The sequence below is a fragment of the Nocardia sp. NPDC004654 genome (genome assembly GCF_040609595.1).
In the GTDB taxonomy this organism is placed as follows: Bacteria; Actinomycetota; Actinomycetes; order Mycobacteriales; family Mycobacteriaceae; genus Nocardia.
In genome coordinates this window covers 384,279-403,369 of sequence record NZ_JBEXKI010000002.1, presented here as the reverse complement: position 1 = coordinate 403,369, position 19,091 = coordinate 384,279, and the positions used below count along the sequence as shown (strand labels likewise).

The 19,091-nt window shown below is 70.2% G+C and carries 20 protein-coding genes and 1 pseudogene; 4 read left to right on the top strand and 17 right to left on the bottom strand.

Annotated features, from left to right (window positions below):
- Positions 1 to 1,029 precede the first annotated feature (1,029 nt).
- Both ABZV58_RS07580 and ABZV58_RS07575 read left to right on the top strand, forming a co-directional pair.
- On the top strand, positions 1,030 to 1,527 hold the full coding sequence (locus tag ABZV58_RS07580; RefSeq protein WP_354999349.1) for a M23 family metallopeptidase: 498 nt from the start codon (positions 1,030 to 1,032) through the stop codon (positions 1,525 to 1,527).
- A gap of 165 nt (positions 1,528 to 1,692) precedes the next feature.
- Positions 1,693 to 2,211 carry a DUF1990 domain-containing protein gene (locus ABZV58_RS07575; protein ID WP_354999348.1) on the top strand — a complete coding sequence of 173 codons (519 nt, stop codon included), beginning with the start codon at positions 1,693 to 1,695 and terminating at the stop codon, positions 2,209 to 2,211.
- A 165-nt stretch (positions 2,212 to 2,376) separates the two neighbouring features.
- On the opposite strand, the gene ABZV58_RS07570 is transcribed toward ABZV58_RS07575, so the two are convergent.
- Both ABZV58_RS07570 and ABZV58_RS07565 read right to left on the bottom strand, forming a co-directional pair.
- On the bottom strand, positions 2,377 to 2,976 hold the full coding sequence (locus tag ABZV58_RS07570; protein WP_354999347.1) for a sigma-70 family RNA polymerase sigma factor: 600 nt from the start codon (positions 2,974 to 2,976) through the stop codon (positions 2,377 to 2,379).
- Positions 2,977 to 3,158: 182 nt separating this feature from the next.
- Positions 3,159 to 3,860 carry a GAF and ANTAR domain-containing protein gene (locus tag ABZV58_RS07565; RefSeq protein ID WP_354999346.1) on the bottom strand — a complete coding sequence of 234 codons (702 nt, stop codon included), beginning with the start codon at positions 3,858 to 3,860 and terminating at the stop codon, positions 3,159 to 3,161.
- A 233-nt stretch (positions 3,861 to 4,093) separates the two neighbouring features.
- Here ABZV58_RS07565 and ABZV58_RS07560 point away from each other — a divergent pair, with 233 nt between their 5' ends.
- Positions 4,094 to 4,816, top strand: coding sequence for a GAF and ANTAR domain-containing protein (locus ABZV58_RS07560; protein ID WP_354999345.1), 723 nt, complete (start codon positions 4,094 to 4,096; stop codon positions 4,814 to 4,816).
- Positions 4,817 to 4,827: 11 nt separating this feature from the next.
- Here the strand turns inward: ABZV58_RS07560 and ABZV58_RS07555 are convergent, their stop codons facing one another.
- The 7 genes from ABZV58_RS07555 to dprA form a co-directional block, all read right to left on the bottom strand.
- On the bottom strand, positions 4,828 to 5,526 hold the full coding sequence (locus ABZV58_RS07555; RefSeq protein ID WP_354999344.1) for a GAF and ANTAR domain-containing protein: 699 nt from the start codon (positions 5,524 to 5,526) through the stop codon (positions 4,828 to 4,830).
- Positions 5,527 to 5,595: 69 nt separating this feature from the next.
- A complete protein-coding gene (locus tag ABZV58_RS07550; RefSeq protein WP_354999343.1) occupies positions 5,596 to 5,961 on the bottom strand; it encodes a hypothetical protein in 366 nt (121 codons plus the stop codon).
- Positions 5,962 to 6,022: 61 nt separating this feature from the next.
- Positions 6,023 to 7,924 (bottom strand): alkyl sulfatase dimerization domain-containing protein, encoded by a 1,902-nt coding sequence (locus tag ABZV58_RS07545; protein ID WP_354999342.1) that lies wholly within the window; start codon positions 7,922 to 7,924, stop codon positions 6,023 to 6,025.
- A gap of 46 nt (positions 7,925 to 7,970) precedes the next feature.
- Entirely contained in the window at positions 7,971 to 8,285 is a 315-nt protein-coding gene (locus ABZV58_RS07540; protein WP_354999341.1) for a DUF202 domain-containing protein, read from the bottom strand.
- Positions 8,282 to 8,647, bottom strand: coding sequence for a DUF202 domain-containing protein (locus ABZV58_RS07535; RefSeq protein ID WP_354999340.1), 366 nt, complete (start codon positions 8,645 to 8,647; stop codon positions 8,282 to 8,284). The genes ABZV58_RS07540 and ABZV58_RS07535 overlap by 4 nt, the downstream gene beginning before the upstream one ends.
- Before the next feature lie 314 nt (positions 8,648 to 8,961).
- Positions 8,962 to 9,885 carry a tyrosine recombinase XerC gene (locus ABZV58_RS07530; RefSeq protein ID WP_354999339.1) on the bottom strand — a complete coding sequence of 308 codons (924 nt, stop codon included), beginning with the start codon at positions 9,883 to 9,885 and terminating at the stop codon, positions 8,962 to 8,964.
- 129 nt (positions 9,886 to 10,014) lie between these two features.
- Positions 10,015 to 11,184: a DNA-processing protein DprA gene (gene dprA / locus ABZV58_RS07525; protein WP_354999338.1), complete on the bottom strand. Its 1,170-nt coding sequence runs from the start codon at positions 11,182 to 11,184 to the stop codon at positions 10,015 to 10,017.
- A gap of 12 nt (positions 11,185 to 11,196) precedes the next feature.
- Here dprA and ABZV58_RS07520 point away from each other — a divergent pair, with 12 nt between their 5' ends.
- On the top strand, positions 11,197 to 11,448 hold the full coding sequence (locus tag ABZV58_RS07520) for a hypothetical protein (RefSeq protein ID WP_354999337.1): 252 nt from the start codon (positions 11,197 to 11,199) through the stop codon (positions 11,446 to 11,448).
- A gap of 259 nt (positions 11,449 to 11,707) precedes the next feature.
- Here the strand turns inward: ABZV58_RS07520 and ABZV58_RS07515 are convergent, their stop codons facing one another.
- The 8 genes and pseudogenes from ABZV58_RS07515 to ABZV58_RS07480 form a co-directional block, all read right to left on the bottom strand.
- Positions 11,708 to 13,216: a YifB family Mg chelatase-like AAA ATPase gene (locus tag ABZV58_RS07515; protein WP_354999336.1), complete on the bottom strand. Its 1,509-nt coding sequence runs from the start codon at positions 13,214 to 13,216 to the stop codon at positions 11,708 to 11,710.
- Complete coding sequence (locus ABZV58_RS07510; protein ID WP_354999335.1) at positions 13,216 to 13,599, bottom strand: YraN family protein; 384 nt, start codon at positions 13,597 to 13,599, stop codon at positions 13,216 to 13,218. Before ABZV58_RS07510 ends, ABZV58_RS07515 begins: the two co-directional genes overlap by 1 nt.
- 226 nt (positions 13,600 to 13,825) lie before the next feature.
- The gene (locus tag ABZV58_RS07505; RefSeq protein ID WP_011210678.1) at positions 13,826 to 14,131 is read right to left on the bottom strand and encodes a DUF2469 domain-containing protein; all 306 of its coding nucleotides are present in this window, start codon (positions 14,129 to 14,131) and stop codon (positions 13,826 to 13,828) included.
- A 234-nt stretch (positions 14,132 to 14,365) separates the two neighbouring features.
- Positions 14,366 to 15,010 (bottom strand): annotated as a pseudogene (locus ABZV58_RS07500) (ribonuclease HII); the annotation flags it as partial.
- A 57-nt stretch (positions 15,011 to 15,067) separates the two neighbouring features.
- The gene (gene lepB, locus ABZV58_RS07495) at positions 15,068 to 15,817 is read right to left on the bottom strand and encodes a signal peptidase I (RefSeq protein WP_354999844.1); all 750 of its coding nucleotides are present in this window, start codon (positions 15,815 to 15,817) and stop codon (positions 15,068 to 15,070) included.
- A 104-nt stretch (positions 15,818 to 15,921) separates the two neighbouring features.
- Positions 15,922 to 16,263, bottom strand: coding sequence for a 50S ribosomal protein L19 (gene rplS, locus ABZV58_RS07490; protein ID WP_011210681.1), 342 nt, complete (start codon positions 16,261 to 16,263; stop codon positions 15,922 to 15,924).
- Positions 16,264 to 16,607: 344 nt separating this feature from the next.
- A complete protein-coding gene (locus ABZV58_RS07485) occupies positions 16,608 to 17,780 on the bottom strand; it encodes a serine hydrolase domain-containing protein (protein ID WP_354999334.1) in 1,173 nt (390 codons plus the stop codon).
- Positions 17,777 to 19,087 (bottom strand): FAD-binding protein, encoded by a 1,311-nt coding sequence (locus tag ABZV58_RS07480; protein ID WP_354999333.1) that lies wholly within the window; start codon positions 19,085 to 19,087, stop codon positions 17,777 to 17,779. The genes ABZV58_RS07485 and ABZV58_RS07480 overlap by 4 nt, the downstream gene beginning before the upstream one ends.
- Between the last annotated feature and the right edge of the window lie 4 nt (positions 19,088 to 19,091).

Here is a 19,091-nt window from a genome sequence, read left to right as displayed (position 1 = left end):
GAATGCTCGGCCGCCGTCGGGTGCCGTGGCCGAGTGCTGGGGATCGGTGTGCTTGGCGAATCCCAGGCGCGACATGCCGGACGTGGGACCGTGCGGCGGTGGCGGTCCTGTCGCGGACCGCTCGATGTCCGAATGCCCACCGGACGTGGCGCGCGATGTGCCGAATGGCGAGCAGCCCGAGGGTTCCGCTCTTGCCTTCGCGGCCTTCGTGCGCGTACCGAATCCGGCGCGCGAGGTGCCGAAGCGCGCGCCGGACGCGGTGCCCAGCCCCGGCTGCTCGAGCTCGGTCTGCCTGCCGCCGCGGGCGCGGGATCTGCCGTTTCTACGGCTCGCACCACTTCCGCTGCATGTGCCAGGTGCGCGACCTCAGCTCACGCCCGACGCCGCGTGTGGCGGATCGGCATGTCTCTCGATTCCAGCGCGAGACTTACCGAGACCCCGGCCCGCAGCAGCTGTGCTGGAATTCCTTCGGCCAGCGCCAAGCTCGGCGGCAATTCCCAGTGGTTCGGCGGCTCCGCGGCGATGAAAGTGGCCCTGCGGAGGTTGGCTTCGCATCACGACTACAGCTGCCGCGGCCGCGGGGCGATCGGGAGCGCTGTCGATTACCCGATCCCGAGCCACGACGACGCGGCCCGCTCCGCCGCGCTGCTGACCGAGGTCGTCGCCTCCGCGGTGGCTGAGGGCGTGCAGGCGCGGTCCGACGCGCGGTTCGGATGGCAGCGGCCGGAACGGATGCGGGGATACCGCTGGCCTGGACGGTCGGTCCGTTCTCCGCTTCCATGCTCGCAACTTCCCCACGGCCGGTCGCCGCAGTGCTTGGCGGTCGTTTCGGATGGATGCTCACCGGCGGCGAGCGGCATTGCTCGGGCACGACTGCGGGCGAACCGAACGCCGCGTCGCTCGGTTCTGGTTCCGGTGGCCGCAGCAACGGACTTGCGCAGCGGGGTCTCGGGCTGGCCAGTCCCCTGCTGCCGAATTGGGTACAACAGGCATGCCCGGCGGCAGCGGGCGGCGCGGTGGTCGGCTCCGTTGGCGGTGGTCGCAGTACTGCTCGCGGTCTGCGAATGGGGGACAGCCGCGGCAGCGCCCAGCGGGGAGTTCGGGTGGCCGCTGCGGCCGCGGCCCGCAGTGGAGCGGCGGTTCGACCGTCCCGCCCAAGACTGGCTGCCCGGCCATCGCGGTGTCGACTTGGCGGGGACGCCCGGACAGACGGTGGTCGCCGCAGGTGCGGGGATCGTGGTGTTCGCCGGGGAGGTGGCGGGCAAGCCGGTCGTGTCGATCGACCACTCCGGCGGGCTGCGCACGACCTACGAGCCCGTTCGAGCGCGAGTCTCGGTGGGAGCCCGGGTGGCACGCGGCACTCCGATCGGCGCGCTCGAGGAAGGCCACGCGGAATGCGCGGCTCCCGCCTGCCTGCACTGGGGTCTGCGCCGGGAAGCGGGACGACGCGGACGTCCGGAGTACCTCGATCCACTCGGCCTGTTGCACTTCGTGCCGCTACGCCTCGAGCCGGTTGAACCGAGATGAGATGGCAGGAAGAGCAGCGAGGTCCGGCAGTAGGACCAGCACGGTCGCCGAGCAATGGCGCGGGGCTCGGGTGAGCGCTGACGTGGGCTGGCTTCCAAGCGGCGGTGAGGTAGCGCACCGCGCGCGTCGCTTCCTTACCGTCCGAATGCGGACCATGATCGAGACATGGAGAACGAGCTCGGGGGCCCGTGGTTCACCTATCGGGAGATCGGCGCGACCAGGGGTGAACTTCCGGAGGGTTATCACCGCTTCCGTTTGCGGCGGCGTCTCGGCACCGGCCGGGACTTGTTCGAGCGGGCGGGGTCGGAGATCCTCGCCTATCGAATGCAGAAGGGCGTCGGCATCTTCGGACACGCGAGCACACCGACGGCCGAACCCGGCACGGCGCTCACCGTGCGGCTCGGGATCGGTCCGGTCGCCCTCGTGGCGCCCTGCCGCGTGGTGTACGTGCTCGACGACGAGAACCGGCGCGGTTTCGCCTACGGCACGCTGCCCGGTCACCCCGAGATCGGCGAGGAACTGTTCGCGGTGGAGTACGACCCCACCGACGACTCGGTCCACGGCTTGGTCACGGCCTTCTCCCGCCCGGCGTCCTGGTACACCAAACTCGGCGGCCCGGTGTCGCGCCTCATGCAGCGCGTCATGGCTGGTCGCTATCTGGCCACCCTCCCGAGGAGCACCTGAGGCCGGTCTCTCGACCGCACCACTCGCCGGGTCGTTTGCAGCGCATCGGTCATAGCCGAGGCGTCACCTGTTGGAGTCGTGTTCCAGTCCCTGACACGGACCTCTACCGGCATCTCAGCGACATGCGCGGCACGAACCCGACACCCGTTCGGCAAGGACCTGTCCTCAGACAGCGGCCGAGAGGACGAGCGCCAGTTGCGCGAGTCCCGAGCGGATGCGGGATTTGACGGCGGGCAGGCCGACGCCGAGCCGTTCGGCGACCTGGGGGTAGGTGAGGTCGTGGTAGTAGGCGAGCAGGACCGATTCGCGTTGCAGTGGTGTCAGGGCGGCCAGTCCTGTTCGCACACAGCGGTATTCGTGGCGGCGCAGCACCTCCTCGGCGACGTGATCGGCCGGCGGTCCGTAATCGCCTGCGGCCCAAGCTTGATCGCGATCGGACGCGGCGCGTTCGCGACGGACACGGTCCACCGCCTGCCGGTGCGCGAGCGTCCACAACCAGGTGGTCACCGAGCCGCGGCGCTCGTCGAAACCGGCTGCGCTGCGCCACACCTGGAGGTAGACGTCGTGACAGGTCTCCTCGGCGTAGTCGTGGTCGCGCACGATCGCGAGCACGCGACGGAAGACGAGCGGATGGGTGCGGCGATAGAGCAGTGCGTAGGCGTCGCGATCGCCGGCGCCGATCCGGCGCACCAACTCGGCGTCGGTACTGGATTCCGGAATCCGATGGTGGGTGGGCGTGCGAGAAGACAGTACGAGCGAAACCATGATGCCCCCGATGGCAGCGGACGCTGACGAATGAACCACCCGTCGAAGACAGGGACGGTGGTGTCGACCGCGGATTCCGATCCGGGGGCATGGGTTTCGGAAGTACCGCCAACGGCCAGACTACCGGCCGGTCCGGACCCCCGCCGCCGCTTCGGCCTCAGTTCGAGAGCTCGACCCGCGACTCAGATCCGAAGGCCCAGCTCGACGATTCCACCCGCCACGGCGTGCACACTCACCCGATGCCGCCGGGCATGCGCCCGAATCAGCTCGTAGGCCGCCTGCGGTGTCGTGTTGCGCGCGTTGGCGATCACGCCTTTCGCTTGTTCCACGAGAACACGCGAGTCCAGCGCGTGCTGGAGCTGCTCGGTCAGCCGCTGCTGGGCGCGCAACCGCTCGGCGGTCAAAATGTGCCCGGCGGCCATGCCCGCCAGCAGCGCCCCCACCGACAGTTCGGGTTCGGTCCACTCGCGCGGGTCGTAGGCGTACATGCCCAGCGCGCCCACCGTCGTCGCGCCGGATCGCATCGGGATCTCCGCGACGGCCCGAACACCGTGGCGGGCGGCGACGCTCGTGTACTCCGGCCATGAGGAGTGGCGCGCGTGGACGTCGGCGACGGCGACCGGTTCGCCGTGGCGCAGCGCGTCCATCGCGGGTCCGCGGTTGCTGCCGCGCTGGCTGAGCGCGACGTCGGCCAGCGCGGCGGGCGTCGCGGTGACGACGCCGGAATACCCGTCGGCCACGAGCAGCACCGCGCAGCCCGCCAGATCGAGCGCGTCGGTGGCGCTGTCGATCAGACGGTGCAGTGGTTCGGTGAGATCGCCCGGTTCGGGCAGCAGCCCGACGAGCCCGGACAAAGCTGAGACCAGCAGCTCGCTGTCAGACATACCGAACCACCCCTGTACCGGCGAACCCCGCGCGTCCGCCTCGGAGATACCGCACCGCATCTGCCAACTCTCCATGGTATGGACCGTCGGCGACACGCCGAAACACTCGGCCGCCATGGCGATTCGACGCCCGACTCGGCAAGTGCGGTCGACACGAACGCTATTCGGGTGCAAACATGAAAGGTGAGGCTCCACTTCCGCTCCACTCATCGCGATCACTCAGGGAGATCCCCATGGGAGCGCACGCGCCGCTGCTGGACGTGCTTGTGCGGTCGGTCGGCACGCTGACGAGCGATTTCGACGTCGTGGAGCTATCGCAGCAACTGGTCGACGCGTGTACCGAACTGACGGGCGGCGCCGAGGCCGGTTTGTTCCTCGGCGATCATCGGGGCGAGTTGCGGGTGCTCGCCGCCACCCACGAGCGAGCGCGGTGGCTCGTGGAAGCGGTCGACGGACCGACCAGGCAGGCCTACCGCACCAGCAGCCCGGCGATCGTGGACGACCTCGCCGCCGCCACCCTGGTCTGGCCCGAATTCGCCAGGCACGCACTGGAACACGACTACCGCTCGACCTACGCCCTGCCGCTGCGGCTGCGCACCGACAACCTCGGCGCACTGACCATTTTCGGCGCGGCGCCGGGAGCGCTGGACCGGGCCGCCGTGCGGTCGGGACAGATCCTCGCCGACCTCGCGGCCATCGCCATCGCGCAGCACGTGCTGCGACCGAGAATCGAGCCGATGCAGGCCAGACTGCCGGTGGCATTGCAGGACCGAGTGGTCATCGAGCAGGCCAAGGGGGTGCTCGCCGAGCGCGGTGATCTCGATATGACCGAGGCGTTCGGCCGCCTGCGCGCGCACGCGCGACGGTGCGGGCTGCGGCTGGCCGAACTGGCGGGCGCCATCGTGGTGGGCAGCGTCGATGCGGCGGTCGTGCTGGGCACGCCCACCGAGCGCTAGGACTGCGCGGTTCAGCGCGCTTCCTCGTCGAAGCGGATGCGCCGCCGCAGCACTCGCTCGGCCGCCTCCGCCAGCGAAATGCCCTGGCGCACCGCGTAGGTCCGCAGCGTGGCGTACGCGTCCGCAGGGTCGGCTCCGCGCTGGGCCATCACCATGCCCGCGGCTTGGTGGATCGACGCACTCGTCAGCGGCTGGCGCAGCCACTCCCCCGCTTGCTCGGCGGAGCCGGACCTGGCCGAGACCAGGTGGGCGGTGATGATGTCGGCGACGTGCAGTCCGGCGGACATCATCGACCCGTTCGGGCGACCGGGGCTGGCCCGATACAGATCGAGGGCGCCGAACCGCACCGCGCCCAAGCGCAGGGGCATGGCGGTCATCGCGCCGGATACCGGTTCCCTGGCCAGCGCGGCGGCGAAGCCGGGCCAGCGCCCGCAGTTCGCGGTGAGATCGGCGACCGAGACCGGCACGCCGGTGGCCACCGCGTCCACCGCGGGCCCCTCTCCGACGGTCGCCTGCACCGTCTCGATCCGTGCCGCGATCTCGTCGCTGCTGCACCAGGGCTGCACACCCACATCGCGTTCATCGATCATGATGGCGGCCCGCTGCACCGGAAGCACCTGCACGGCGGCCTGGCACGCGGCCGAGATGTCGCCCCCGCCGCGGCGCAGCGCCGAGAGGAATCTCTCGGTGAGTAACTCGAACTCCGCCACGCCCATCCTCTGAACAACCTGGAATCGACCGGCAGCAGCCAAAATAGCGAATTCCCTGCGGCGCGGCGGCTACAGCAGGGCGATCAGCGCGTCGGCCTCGGCGCGCAGCACCTCGCCGCGGTCGGCGCGACCGAGTTCGTCGTAGGACGCGGCCGAGGTCAGGCGCTCGGCGATCTCGGCGCGGACGATCCCCTGGATGTCGGCCTCGCTCAGCTGCCGTCGTTCGACCTCCGCGCCGCCGAGCCCGGCCACGCTGTCCTCGATCGCGCCCGCTCGCGCGTCGCCGATCTCGATGGCCTCGGCGTTGTCGATAGCGCCGAGAGCCGAGCGCACCGCCGCGTCCACGTGGCGGTCGCGCGTCTTCATGGCGGCGGGCAGCGCGGCCCGCAGCCGCGCTCGTAGCGGCGGAGACCTGTCGACAGTTTCGGTGGACATGGGCACCGACCGTACGCGGGACGGTCGGTGCCGGTCTAGGGACTTCTGTCCCCACGGCAGCTCAGGGCGTCACGATGGCGAAGTCCGGGTCCGGCTCGTCGAACACGCCGACCAGGGCGGCGAGCTTGGTCGGATCGCCCTCGATGCCGATATCGCCCGCGGCCGCCGCCACCCCGAAGTCCTCGCCTTGCAACAGGACTCGGATCATGGTCGCCCTGGTGAGGGTGAACTCGGCGTCGGCGTCCGGCAGCGCGACGCCCTCCGGCCGGTCGTAGTGGGTCAACCTGCCGTTGCGCAGTTCCAGCCGGTGCACCCGGCCCTCGTCGGTGAGGTGCCAGTCGGTGATCACGTGCATGTCCCATGCCTTCGGACCGTCCACGCGCAGCGCCATGGCGTCGAAGATCTGCTCGATGGTGAGCGCGCCGAGCATGGACAGCGAATCGGTCTTGGTCGGCGTCCCGAACGAGCCGTAGCGCAATTCGTACGCGCCGCTGAGGTAGAAGTTGCGCCACGTCGCGTTCTCGGCGCCGTAGCCGAGCTGCTCGTAGGCCGCGGCGAGCAGGTCCTTCGCCGCCTCGTTGCCGGGTTCGGCGAAGACCACGTAGTCGACCACCTGCGCGACCCAGCGGTAGTCACCCGCGTCGTAGGAGTCGCGCGCCTTGCGCAGCACCTCCTCGGCGCCGCCCATGAATTCCACGTGGCGGCGGGCGGATTCGACCGGCGGGTGCTCCCACAGGTGCGCCGGATTGCCGTCGAACCAGCCGAGGTAGCGCTGGTAGATCGCCTTGACGTTGTGGCTGACCGAGCCGTAGTACCCGCGCGCGTGCCAGGCGTTCTCGATCGCGGGCGGCAGCGTCAGCTGCTCGGCGATCTCGGCCCCGACGTAGCCCTGGTTCAGCATGCGCAGCGTCTGATCGTGCAGATAGCCGTACAGATCACGTTGCAGCGCAAGGTATTCCACCAGCCGTTCGGTGCCCCAGGTCGGCCAGTGGTGCGAGGCGAACACGACGTCGGATTCGCGCGCGAACAGATTGATCGCCTCGGTGAGGTACTTGGCCCACACGTGCGGATCGCGCACCAGCGCGCCGCGCAGGGTCACGATGTTGTGCAGGGTGTGGGTGGCGTTCTCGGCCATGCACAGGGCGCGGCGATCGGGGAAATAGAAGTTCATCTCGGCGGGCGCCTCGGTGCCCGGCGTGATCTGGAAGACGACCCGCACGCCGTCGACGGTCAGTTCCTGGCCGGTCTCGGTGATGTCCACCGTCGGTGCGATCAGGGTGACCGTGCCGATCGAGGTGGTCTGACCGAGACCCGCGCCTACCTGGCCGAGCGGGCCCCTCGGCAGCACGGCGCCGTACATGTAGGCCGCGCGGCGCGCCATCGCGGTGCCCGCGTAGATGTTCTCCGCCACCGCGTGCTCCAGGAATCCGGCGGGCGCGATGACCGGAATCCGGCCCGCCGCAGCGTCTTCCGGAGTGGCCACCCCGTAGGCGCCGCCGAAATGGTCGACGTGCGAATGGGTGTAGACGAGGCCGGTGACCGGACGGTCGCCGCGGTGCTCGCGATACAGCCGCAGACCCGCGGCCGCGGTCTCGGCGGAGATCAGCGGATCGATCACGATGACACCCTGATCCCCCTCGACCAGCGTCATGTTCGACAAATCCATGCCGCGGATCTGGTAGATCCCGTCGGTCACCTCGAACAGTCCTTGTGCGGCGACCAGCCCGGACTGGCGCCACAGACTCGGGTGGACGGAAGCGGGGCACGGCTCGCGCAGGAAACCGTAGGAATCGTTGTCCCACACCACGGATCCGTCGTCCTGGGTGACCACGCCGGGCTCGAGCGCGGCGAGGAAACCGCGGCGGGCGTCGGCCAGGTCGGCATCGTCGGCGAACGGCAGCATCGTCTCGGCGCGCTGCCGCGCGGCGACGACCACCTCGGTCGGCTCGGTCACATCGGGCATCGTCCTCCTCCTTCTTCTCTGCCGAACTCGTCTGTCCTGGAATGGATCACCTCGGTGGGTCCGTGAAACCCAATGCGACCGCGACGCCACCGGCGAACAAGATCGCCAGCGCCGTCGCGGCGATCACGCCGTCGGGTCGCCCGCGGCGGCCGTGGCGCAACCACCGGCTGCGCAGGTAACCCGTGACCGCCACCGCGCACATCGTCAGCGCCGCGACGGCCGGGGCGATCGCGGCGTCGCGCCAGCCGGAACCCACCACGTGGTCGATGCACAGCGCGGCCACGACCATCGCGCTGATGGCCGTGCGTCGCCAGGCGAGCGCGGTGCGCTCGGCGGCCAGACCCACGTCCCTGGCCGTCATCGCAGCAGCACCGCGATACAGGCCATCAGCGACACGATGCCGATGCCCACCGACAGGACCGGCACCAGCACCGTCTCCGGCAGCGGTTCCGCACGGCGCATCGCACGGCCGACCCGGCGCCAGTGCAGGTACCCGCCGAGCGCGACGACGACCGCGAGCACGATGCAGCTGACCGCGAGCACGCGCCGGAGACCGGCCATGTGGAACGGCTGAACCAGGGTGTGCACCGCGACACCGCCGGCGAGCAGGCCGAGGGAGGTGCGCATCCAGGCCAGGAAGGTCCGTTCGTTGGCGAGGGTGAAGCGGTAGTCGACGCCTTCCTCGCCGTCCTCCGATTCCGGGCCGACTTCCGGAAGTGTCACGCCGCCCCCTCGCGGGCGGCCCTGCCGACGGACACGGCCACGTTCGAATCAGCCGGGCGCTCAGGGACGTCCGGGGTCACGCTTCCGCCGCCAGGGTGCACAGGCACCACTCCGTCTCTGGTCAGTTTCGTGCCGCAAGCAAACATTCCGCAACGTCAGCGTAGTGGCAGACCGGGCGGTCGTCCACGAGCCTCGCGACAGCGCGCCGCACACCGCGACGCGCGCCGGAATCACACCGAAACGGCGTCCGTGGAACGCCATCGCGAGCCGGTCCACAGTCGAGGTCAGCGGAGCGCGGGTAACTTTCCGGTTGCTCACGCGCGGGGGTGCGCCTGGTCGTGCACCTTCTTCAGCCGTTCGATGGAGACATGGGTGTACAGCTGAGTCGTGGCCATGCTGGCGTGGCCGAGCACCTCCTGCACCACGCGCAGATCCGCGCCGCCCTCCAGCAGGTGGGTGGCCGCGCTGTGGCGCAGTCCGTGCGGGCCGACGTCGGGGGCGCCGGGTATCGCCGAAACGACCTCGTGCACCACGGTCCTGGCCTGGCGTTGGTCGAGCCGCTTGCCGCGCCTGCCGAGCAGGAGCGCGCGCCCCGATTCGGCGGTCGCGAACGCGGGACGGCCGTAGCGCAGCCACTCCGCGACGGCGCGGTCGGCCGGTGCGCCGAACGGCACGGAACGCTCCCGGTTCCCTTTGCCGAGCACGCGGACCAGGCGCCGCTCCCGGTCCACGTCGTCGACGTCCAGGCCGCAGAGTTCGCTCACCCGGATCCCGGTCGAGTACAGCAGCTCGACGATCAGCCGGTCCCGCAACGCCATCGGATCGTGCTGCGCCGCACCGGATTCCGCCGCGTCCATGGCCTCGACCGCCTGTTGCCTGCCGAGTACCGCGGGCAGCGTCCGGTGCGCCTTGGGCGAGCCGAGCCGCAAGCCGGGATCCACTTCCAGCCTGCCGGTCTTGGTGAGCCAGCCGGTGAACGTGCGCGCCGAGGACGCGCGCCGCGCCATCGTCGTGCGGGCCGCGCCGTTCGCCGACTGCGCCGCGAGCCAGGACCGCAGCAGCGTCAGGTCCAGCTCTCGGACCGCCGAATCCGGGGAGCGGGCGTACAGGTGGGCCAGCAGCGACCGTGCATCGCCGAGGTAGGCGCGCACGGTGTGCGCCGAGCGGTTGCGGCCGAGCCGCAGGTGTCGCCCGTACTCCGTCAACAGCGCGTCCAGGTCCTCCGGCAACTCTTCCACCCCACCACCGTCGCCCCCAGCGCAGCCGTTGGCAAGAAACCGCGCCGGGCCGCGAAGCTCGGCGTGATCGCGACCATCGCCACAGGCGCACCTGGGTCACGCGGCATGCAGGGGCACACGGGCAGATCGTCACGAGCGTCCTCCCGACTTCCTGGGCGCCCTGCGGTGCCAACCGGTTTCGTCGAGGCCGACCAATCCCGCGATCTCGAGTGCGACCAAGGCGGCGCGGATCGCGGGTAGGGAGAGTGGGCAGTGGCCGGTCAGTTCGTGGGGTAGGCGGGAGCCGATGGCGGGGAGGGCGGCGAAGACCGTGGCTTCGTCGCCGGTGAGGCGCTCGGGGGTTTCCGGAACAGTGCCCGCGCTGCCGGGCAGCGACAGGCGTAGCGGTCCGGCCTCGTCGATCACTTCCTCGGTGCGGGTGACGAGCAGGGCCTCACCGTCGCGGATCATCCGATGACAGCCCGTCGAGGCCGCCGAGGTGATCGGGCCGGGAATCGCCAGGGCCGGGCGGCCGAGTCGCCGCGCCCACTTCACGGTGTTACGCGCGCCGCTGCGCAGGCCCGCCTCGGTTACCAGCACACCGTCGGCAAACGCCGCGATCAAGCGGTTGCGGGCCAGAAAGTGGTGCTTCCTGGCGAGCGTGCCGGGCGGGTACTCGCTGACCACCAGTCCGACGTCCGCGATCTCGGCGATCAGCCGCTCGTGCTGGGCCGGATACGGACGGTCCACACCGCACGCGAGCACCGCGATGGTCGGCCCGTCGACAGCCAGCGCCGCGCGGTGCGCCATCGCGTCGACGCCGAAAGCCGCGCCGGACACGATGGTCCAGCCCTGGGCGGCCAGATCCCCCGCGATCTCGGCGGTGACCCGATTGCCGTATCCCGTGCTGCACCGCGATCCAACCACCGCCAAAGCCCGTTCGCTCGACTCCAGTAGCGAGCGGGGTCCGCGCACCCAGAGGACCAGCGGCACCGCGCCGTCCGGATCGCGGCCCACGTCGAGTTGGCTCAGTCCGAGAAGCCGCCACGCGGGCCACTCCGGATCGTCCGGCGTCACCACCCGGCCACCGATCCGCTCGATGAGCTCCAGATCGGCTGCCGCCGTGTCGACCTCGCGCCGCCGCCTGGTCGGTCCGCGCAGCGACTCCGGCAACTCGCACTCGCGCACCGCCCGTGCGGCCTCCACGACCCCCACCGATTCGATCAACGCGGACAACGCCGCACAAGGCCCTTCGACGACCCGCGAAAGGTACACCCAAGCCAACCTCCGCTCGTCCGTCTCCCCCGCACCGCTCGCCATCGCGACAAGCGCTTGCCGCCTACTTCCTCTTTCGCTCCTACCCGCAACCCCGAACTCGGCAGCACACTCGTCCAGCTCGTCGATCCACACTGCTCGGCGCGAACCAGAACCATCCGCGCCGGAACCACCGCGCTCCGCGGCGGCTTCGTCCAGCTGGCCGATCCGACTTCCGCGACCCGCAACAGCCCCGTCCCGATCGTGGCCACCCCGATCGAATTCAGCAGCGCAGTCCCGCCGACCGCCATCCTGTGCCGACGACTGTGAAAGGCCCGACTCCCCAACGAAACCGTGGTGCTCTTCGAAGTCAGGAGCGACCTCATGCCCTTCGTCTTTCCACACCGCTCGGCGCGCGCCGGTCATCGTGCACCCCCGCTCCGGCCGCTGTCCCACGACGTCGCCGCCGCTCTGCCGCGGCCTGACGCCCGCCATCGAGCCGCCGCGGCGCTCATCACTTCGCCACCGCGCAACACCGTCGTCAGCCGCCACGACACCTCTGCACCGAAACCCTTGCCCCACCGCGCGTTCACTGCGCACCCCGCTGGCGGAAGTTCAGCGCCAGCATGACGTCCTGCGCGCTGGGCACATCGGCCCCGCGCAGATCGCAGACCGTCCAGGCGACACGGATGGCGCGGTCGGCGCCCCTGGCCGACATGCGACCCATGCGCAGGGCCGCCTCGACCGGGGCGACGGACTCGCGGGGCAGTCGAAAGCGTTGGCGCAGTGCGTGTCCCGGGACCTCCGCGTTGGTGAGCCAGCCGTGCTCGCGCCAGCGGTGCAGCGCGGCCTTCCTGGCCGCCGCGACGCGCTCGCGCACCACCGCACTGCTTTCGGCGGCGTCCGAGCTGAACGTCGCGCCCGATTGGCCGTGCATCTGCACCCAGATATCGATGCGATCCATCAGCGGTCCGGACAGTTTGCCGAGATAGCGGCGGCGCGCGAGGGGAGCGCAGATGCAGTCGACGTCGCGAGCGGGCGCGCAGGGGCAGGGGTTCGCGGCCAGCACCAGTTGGAAGCGGGCCGGGTAGCGCGCCACCCCGTCGCGGCGAGCGATGCGAACCTCGCCTTCCTCCAATGGAGTTCGCATCGCTTCGAGGACCTTGACACCGATCTCGGCGCATTCGTCGAGGAAGAGCACGCCGCGGTGGGCCCGACTCACCGCACCGGGACGGGCCGAGCCCGAGCCGCCGCCGATCATCGCCGTGACCGAGGTGGAGTGGTGTGGTGCGACGAACGGCGGCACGGTGATGAGCGGATGATCGCCGGACAGCGCGCCCGCCACCGAGTGGATCGCCGTCACCTCCAGCGCCTCCGCTTCCGACAGCGGCGGCAGCAGACCGGGTAAACGTTGCGCCAGCATGGTTTTGCCTATGCCGGGTGGCCCGGTCAGCAACAGGTGGTGGCCGCCCGCCGCGGCCACCTCGAGCGCCCAGCGGGCCTCGTCCTGACCGACCACCTCGCTGAGGTCTCCGTAGGAGCGCGCCGTATCGGGCAGTTCGCCGCTCGGCTCCGGCAGCGCCGCCTCACCGCGCAACCAGGCGACCACGGCACGCAGACTCACCGCGCCGAACACCTCGACGCCCTCGACCAGACCCGCTTCCGCCATGGCGCATTCGGGCACCACCACCGTCGACCAGCCCGCGTTGCGCGCGGTGATCACCGCGGGCAGGATGCCGCGCACCCGGCGCACCCGCCCGTCCAGTGCGAGCTCGCCCAACAGCACCGTCTTCACCAGCCGTTCCGAGGGCACCGCGCCCGCCGCGTCCAGTACCGATACCGCCAGTGCGAGGTCGTAGACGCTGCCGATCTTGGGCAGAGTCGCGGGCGACAGGGCGAGGATCACGCGGCCGTCCGGCCACTTCTCCCCCGAATTGGCCACGGCCGAGCGGACCCGGTCGCGCGATTCGGAGAGCGCGGTGTCGGGCAGGCCGACCAGGTGCACCGACGGCAGCCCCTGACCGATGTCGGCCTCGATCTCGACCAACTGCCCGTCCACGCCGGCCACCGCGACGGAATGGGCGCGCCCCAGCGCCATCAGAAGACCGCCTCGAGGTGGTCGATCACCGGGTTGTGCCCGGGCTGGATCAGCACCGAGATCACGTCGAAGCGTATTCGCCGCCAGGGGCCGTCCTGTTCGGCCAGCCAGAGCAGGGCGAGCCGCCGGATGCGCTGCTGCTTGGCGAAGGTGACGGCCTCGGCGGGCGTGCCGAAGCCGAGGCCGCTGCGGGTTTTCACCTCGACGAACGCGGTGGTCTGGGAGTCACGCGCGATCAGATCGAGTTCGCCGTACCGGCAACGCCAGTTGCGCACGACGATCTCCATGCCCGCGTCCCGCAGGAACCGTGCCGCCAGCTCTTCCCCGTACGCGCCGAGCGCCCGTTTGTCTGCGTATGCGCCGAGTGCCTGTTTGTCTGCCACCCGACGATCGTGACCGCACCGCGCCGCAGTCCGGTCGCGATGACCTGGGCCGATACCTGCCCTGTGGACTACGACGCCACTGTGGACAACACGCCGCCGCGGATTCCGAAGCGATACAAGCTGTCAGGCCGCCGTGGTAGCGGCGCTACCGGACACAGCGCATCGCCGCACGCGCGGCGGCCGAAAGGCGTCTCGCCTTCCGTCAGCGGAACTCGCGCGGTGCGGATTACTCGGGAAGCCGCAGGTCCGGCTTCTCCAGCTCCTCGATGTTGACGTCCTTGAAGGTGATCACCCGGACGTGCTTGACGAAGCGGGCGGGCCGGTACATGTCCCACACCCACGCGTCGCTCATGCGTACCTCGAAGTACACCTCACCGTCGGCGTTCTGTGGGCGAAGCTCCACGGAGTTGGCCAGGTAGAAGCGGCGCTCGGTCTCCACCACGTACGAGAACTGACCGACGATGTCCTTGTACTCGCGATACAGCGAGAGCTCCATCTCGGTTTCGTACTTCTCGAGGTCCTCGGCACTCATCGGGTGGGACGTCCTCCTTCTCGCGGCACTGCATCGTATCGGCGGCGTTCGCTCGGCCTGCGTGGTTACCTCGCGCTACCGCCTGCTGGCCTGACGCTCACACCGTCCGGTCGTCTCTCCACATCATCTCGCATGGGCGGCATCGGTAGCCACTCGGCTGTCCTCGAGCCCGTCGGCGAGCACCGCGTCGGCGTACTCGACGGCCGGGTCGAGCGGCCGCAACCCCGCCGTCTCGCGCACATTGCGCCACGATCGCCGGTGTTCGCTGCACGGACCAAGCTCGTTCAGCGCGGCGGTGTGCTCGGGCGTGTTGTAGCCCTTGTGCGCCGCGAAACCGTAGCCAGGAAATCGCTGGTCCATCTCCACCATGATCCGGTCACGGGTCACCTTGGCCAGGATGCTGGCCGCCGCGATGCACGCCGCCGCCGCATCTCCACCGATCACAGGTAGTGACGGGACCGGAATGCCAGGGACACGGAACCCATCGGTCAGCACGTAGCCAGGAGTGTGCCCGAGGCCGGCCACCGCGCGGCGCATCCCCTCGATATTGGCCACGTGGATACCGATCGAGTCGATCTCCCACGCCGGGACCACGACGACCTTCCAGGCCAGCGCCAGCCGCGTGATGACCGGATACAGCTCCTCGCGGGTGGCTTCGGTGAGCTTCTTGGAGTCGTCGAGGCCCGCGAGTTTGTCGTAGGCCTTCGGTGCGAGCAGGCAGGCCGCGACGACCAGTGGTCCGGCGCACGGGCCGCGACCGGCCTCGTCCACGCCCGCCACCGGGCCGAGCCCGCTGCGGATCAGCGCCGCCTCCAGCGTGCGCAAGCCGCCCGCTTTGCGCATCACCACGCGCGGCGGCCACCCGTTGCTTGCCGTCATTCGGTTACCCACTGCTCCGGCCTGCCCCACCGTCCAATTATCCTGCGGCCGCGCCGATCAGTTCGTCTGCGGGTCCTGGGAACGAATGAGCCCCATCCGATTCGGCGGCCAGATCTTGACGACGGCCTTGCCGCGCACGTTGTCGATGGGGACGGTGCCCTGCCATTCGTCGCCGACGTGGGCGCGCGAGTCCGCGGACTGGTTGCGGTTGTCGCCCATCACCCACAGGTGCCCCTCCGGAACCTTCACCGGACCGAACACGCGGCCCGCGGGATAGGTGGGGTTCTGCTGGCCGGCCAGCCAGCGGTAGTCGTTCTCGACGTACGGCTCGTCGAGGGGCTTGCCGTCCACCATGACCCTGCCCTGCGCGTCGCAGCACTGCACGGTCTGACCGCCGACCGCGATGACCCGCTTGACCAGGTCGTTCTCGTCGGGCGGCACGAGGCCGAAGAAGGAGAAGAAGTTCTGCACGCCGCGCACGATCGCGTTGTCCGAGCGGATCGACTGGTAGCGGGTGTTCCAGGAGGGCGGTCCGACGAAGACCACCACGTCACCGGGTTGCGGGTCGCTGCCGTAGTAGCTGACCTTCTGCACGTAGATGCGGTCGCCGATCTGGAGGGTCTCCTCCATCGACTGGGAGGGGATCACGTACGGCCGCCCGACGAAGCTGACCATCAGCGCGGCGATGACGGCCGCGATCACGATGAGGACCGGCAGCTCCTGCCAGAACGGGCGCTGCTTCTTCGGCTTCTTCGCCTGCCGCCTGCCGCGGCGTCCCCCCTCGTCGTCCGATCCGGACACCGACACCGACCCACTTTCGTCTGCCACGCGGAACAGACTAGCCCGGCACCATGACTCGCGTCCGGTGCCGGGCCAGTGAAGATCACTCGTGCCGGGTCAGGGCGAAGCGCTCAGCGCTTTTCCTTGATCTTGGCCGCCTTACCGCGCAGGTCGCGCAGGTAGTACAGCTTCGCCCGGCGGACGTCACCGCGGGTCACGACGTCGATGTGGTCGATGTTGGGGCTGTGCACCGGGAAGGTGCGCTCCACGCCGACACCGAACGACACCTTGCGCACGGTGAAGGTCTCGCGGATGCCACCGCCCTGGCGACGGATCACGACGCCCTTGAAGACCTGGATGCGCTCCTTCGAGCCTTCGATGACCTTCACGTGCACATTGAGGGTGTCGCCCGGACGGAAGTCGGGGACATCGCTGCGCAGCGACTTTTCGTCGACGAAGTCAAGGGTGTTCATTTCCATCCTTCTGGAGTTCGCGCGAACAGAGGACCCTGGCGGCACGGTGCGTGCTCGACCGGTTCATGCTCCGAATTAAGGGATGCTCCCGGGGTCGACATGCACCCAGGGCAACCTGTGCATTGTGCCAGACCCGAGGGCCGTGCCGAAAATCGGGCCCAAGGGATCGCCGCCGCATCGACCGACGCCGGGACGACACCGGCCACGGTACATCGCCCTCCGCAGCGGGCGCCGCCACCGGCCAGACCATCCGCGACAGATATCCGATCGGGACCCACTCCCGCCGAAGAGCCGAATGCCGCTGGCCCAACTCCGCCACGCCCCGAAAACAGACCGCGCTCTCGTCAGCGATCGAATTCCACCGCGGCCCGGTGCAGCGCCGCCGCCAACCGGTGATTCTCCGCCGCGTCGAAAGCGAACGCGGCCCGCCGGCGGGTGTACCCGTACGCGACACCCGACCGCGGATCGGCGAAGCCGTCCGATCCCGCCGAACCGGTGTGGCCGAAGGCCCGCGCACCGAGGAATGGGTACGACAGCCCTTTGGCTTCGAAACCCAGGGCGAACACGGCGTCACCGCGCACCAGATCGGGTCCCGGCGCGTGGATCGTCGTGAACTCGGCGAGGGTGTCCGGGCGCAGCAGCGGAGGGCGGCCGTTCAGTTCCGAGATGGCGGCGGCGTACATGCTCGCCACACCTCGCGCGCTTCCGACGCCACCGGCCGAAGCCTGCCCAAGCGACCGCACCTCGCGGCTGTTGGGCAACCGCATCACATCCATCGGCGTGAACGCCGGTGTGGCGTTCAGGTTGTAGGAGATGCCCGCGATGCCGTGCGGGTTCGGCGAATTCGCGTCGAAGGCCACCTCCATCTCCGGGGTGGCCCGCCACGGGAGGATCTCGCGGAAGCGCCCGTCCTGCGCCTCGGGCAGACCGAGATAGAGATCCAGCCCGTGGGGCGCCCTGATCCGTTCCTCGAACAGCTCCTGGATGGAGCGGCCGACCAGGCGTCGCACAACCTCCCCGAGGATGGCGAAGGTGACGAAGCCGCCGTATCCCTGGGCCGACCCCGGCCGGAAGTGCGGATGCTGCCGGACTATCAGTTCCGCGATGACCCGGTCGTCGGCCAGCTGTGCCACGGTGAAGCCGCCCTCGATCCCGATCAGCCCGGCGCGGTGGGTCAGCACCTGCCGTAGCGTGATCGCCGACTTGCCCGCCGCCGCGAACTCCGGCCAGTAGTGGGCGACGGTCCGGTCCAGCTCGAGCACGCCGTCCTGCACGAGCAGCGCGACGACCAGCGTCGCGGCGCCCTTGGTGGTGGAATGCAGGCCGGTCAGCGTCTCGCCGGTGACCTCGGGCCCGGCCCAGAGATCGACCACCTGCCTGCCGTGCACGAATCCGGCCAGCTGTGCACCGGATTCGCCGTTCTCCTCGGCCACCACCGCGCCGAACTCCGCCAGGACCTCCTCGAATCCCGCCGCGACGGTGCCGTGCACGACCGCCGTGGCGACGTCCGCGCTCATCCGAGCACCGGGTAGTTCGCGCGGAAGACGCCCCGTGGATCGCGGGCCTTCTTGATGTCGGCCAACCTGTCCACGGTCGACGCGTCGAAGGCCGCCGACGCGCGTTCGCCGGGAGTCAGGAACGTGTACGGCTTGCCCGCGCCCAGATGGCCCTCCAGCGCGCCGACGATCCGCCGCTGTTCGGCGGCGACCGCTTCGGCGAGGTGTGGCAGACCCAGGCCGAGCAGGTACAGCAGGTATGGCTCCCGCACCGCCGCGCGTGCGCCCGGTTCCGGCGCGGCAGCGGCGAGCGCGCCGCCGAGGTGGCGGATCTGGAGGTTCACCAGCGGCGCGAGCGGGTCGTCGAGCAGGATCTTCGCCACCGCGTCGTCGAGATCGGTCAGCAGCTCGGCGCGGGACAGCGCCGGGCTCGGATCGGTGGGTTCGGCGGTGATATCGCCGAGGTTCGCCACCGACAACTCGCCGCGCTTGTCGACGACCGCGCCGCCGATGGCGTCGACTCCGGCGAGCAGTTCCTTGGCCGCCTCCGCGCCGCCGAGGTAGGCGACGTCGAGCGCGACCATCGGTGGGGCGTCGGGGAATTGGAAGCGGTGGAACCACAGCGACAACTCGTCGGGAGCCCGCTCGGTGAGTTCGCTGAACGCCTCGAAGACGGCGCGGGTGGCGGTGCCGGGCCACATCACGCGACCGCCGTAGAGCGCGGGCGCGGGGTGCAGGTCGAATTCGAGCGCGGTCACCAGTGCGTAATCCCCACCGCCGCCGCGCAGCGCCCAGAACAGCTCCGGGTCGGACGCGGCGGTGACGCGCGCGGGACGGCCCTCGGCGTCGACGATCTCGAACGCGCGCACGTCGTCGCTCGCCCAGCCGAACTTCCTGCCGAACCAGCTCAGCCCGCCGCCGAGGGTGTAGCCGGTGACGCCGACGACCGGGTTGCTGCCCGCCAGACCGGTCAGTCCGTGCGCGCCGACGGCGGCTTGCACCTGTCCCCAGGTCGCGCCCGCGCCGACGCGCGCCCACCGCTCGTCGGCGTGCACCTCGATGTGGTCGAGGCGCGCGGTGCGGACGAGGATCACGCCGTCGCCGTTGCCGGACGCGCCGTGGCCGGTCGGCTGGGTGGCGATCGTCAGTCCCGCGCCGCTCGCATGGCGAACCAGCGCCGCGGCGTCCGCGGCATCGGCGATCTCGACCACCGCGGCCACGGACTGGCGCACGGTGAGATTCCACGCCCGCGCGGCGCTGTCGAATTCCTCGTCACCGGGCAAGAAGACCCGGCCGCGAACAACGCCGCGGAGATTGTCCAGTGTCATTTCC

What these genes read in the sequence shown, in the direction of transcription:
- ABZV58_RS07515 (WP_354999336.1), bottom strand. Translation starts at nt 13,216, where the DNA reads ATGGCGCTGGGGCGCGCCCATTCCGTCGCGGTGGCCGGCGTGGACGGG.
- ABZV58_RS07545 (WP_354999342.1), bottom strand. Translation starts at nt 7,924, where the DNA reads ATGCCCGATGTGACCGAGCCGACCGAGGTGGTCGTCGCCGCGCGGCAG.
- ABZV58_RS07540 (WP_354999341.1), bottom strand. Translation starts at nt 8,285, where the DNA reads ATGACGGCCAGGGACGTGGGTCTGGCCGCCGAGCGCACCGCGCTCGCC.
- rplS (WP_011210681.1), bottom strand. Translation starts at nt 16,263, where the DNA reads ATGAACACCCTTGACTTCGTCGACGAAAAGTCGCTGCGCAGCGATGTC.
- dprA (WP_354999338.1), bottom strand. Translation starts at nt 11,184, where the DNA reads ATGGCGAGCGGTGCGGGGGAGACGGACGAGCGGAGGTTGGCTTGGGTG.
- ABZV58_RS07560 (WP_354999345.1), top strand. Translation starts at nt 4,094, where the DNA reads ATGGGAGCGCACGCGCCGCTGCTGGACGTGCTTGTGCGGTCGGTCGGC.
- ABZV58_RS07565 (WP_354999346.1), bottom strand. Translation starts at nt 3,860, where the DNA reads ATGTCTGACAGCGAGCTGCTGGTCTCAGCTTTGTCCGGGCTCGTCGGG.
- ABZV58_RS07505 (WP_011210678.1), bottom strand. Translation starts at nt 14,131, where the DNA reads ATGAGTGCCGAGGACCTCGAGAAGTACGAAACCGAGATGGAGCTCTCG.
- ABZV58_RS07480 (WP_354999333.1), bottom strand. Translation starts at nt 19,087, where the DNA reads ATGACACTGGACAATCTCCGCGGCGTTGTTCGCGGCCGGGTCTTCTTG.
- ABZV58_RS07570 (WP_354999347.1), bottom strand. Translation starts at nt 2,976, where the DNA reads ATGGTTTCGCTCGTACTGTCTTCTCGCACGCCCACCCACCATCGGATT.
- ABZV58_RS07575 (WP_354999348.1), top strand. Translation starts at nt 1,693, where the DNA reads ATGGAGAACGAGCTCGGGGGCCCGTGGTTCACCTATCGGGAGATCGGC.
- ABZV58_RS07485 (WP_354999334.1), bottom strand. Translation starts at nt 17,780, where the DNA reads ATGAGCGCGGACGTCGCCACGGCGGTCGTGCACGGCACCGTCGCGGCG.
- ABZV58_RS07550 (WP_354999343.1), bottom strand. Translation starts at nt 5,961, where the DNA reads ATGTCCACCGAAACTGTCGACAGGTCTCCGCCGCTACGAGCGCGGCTG.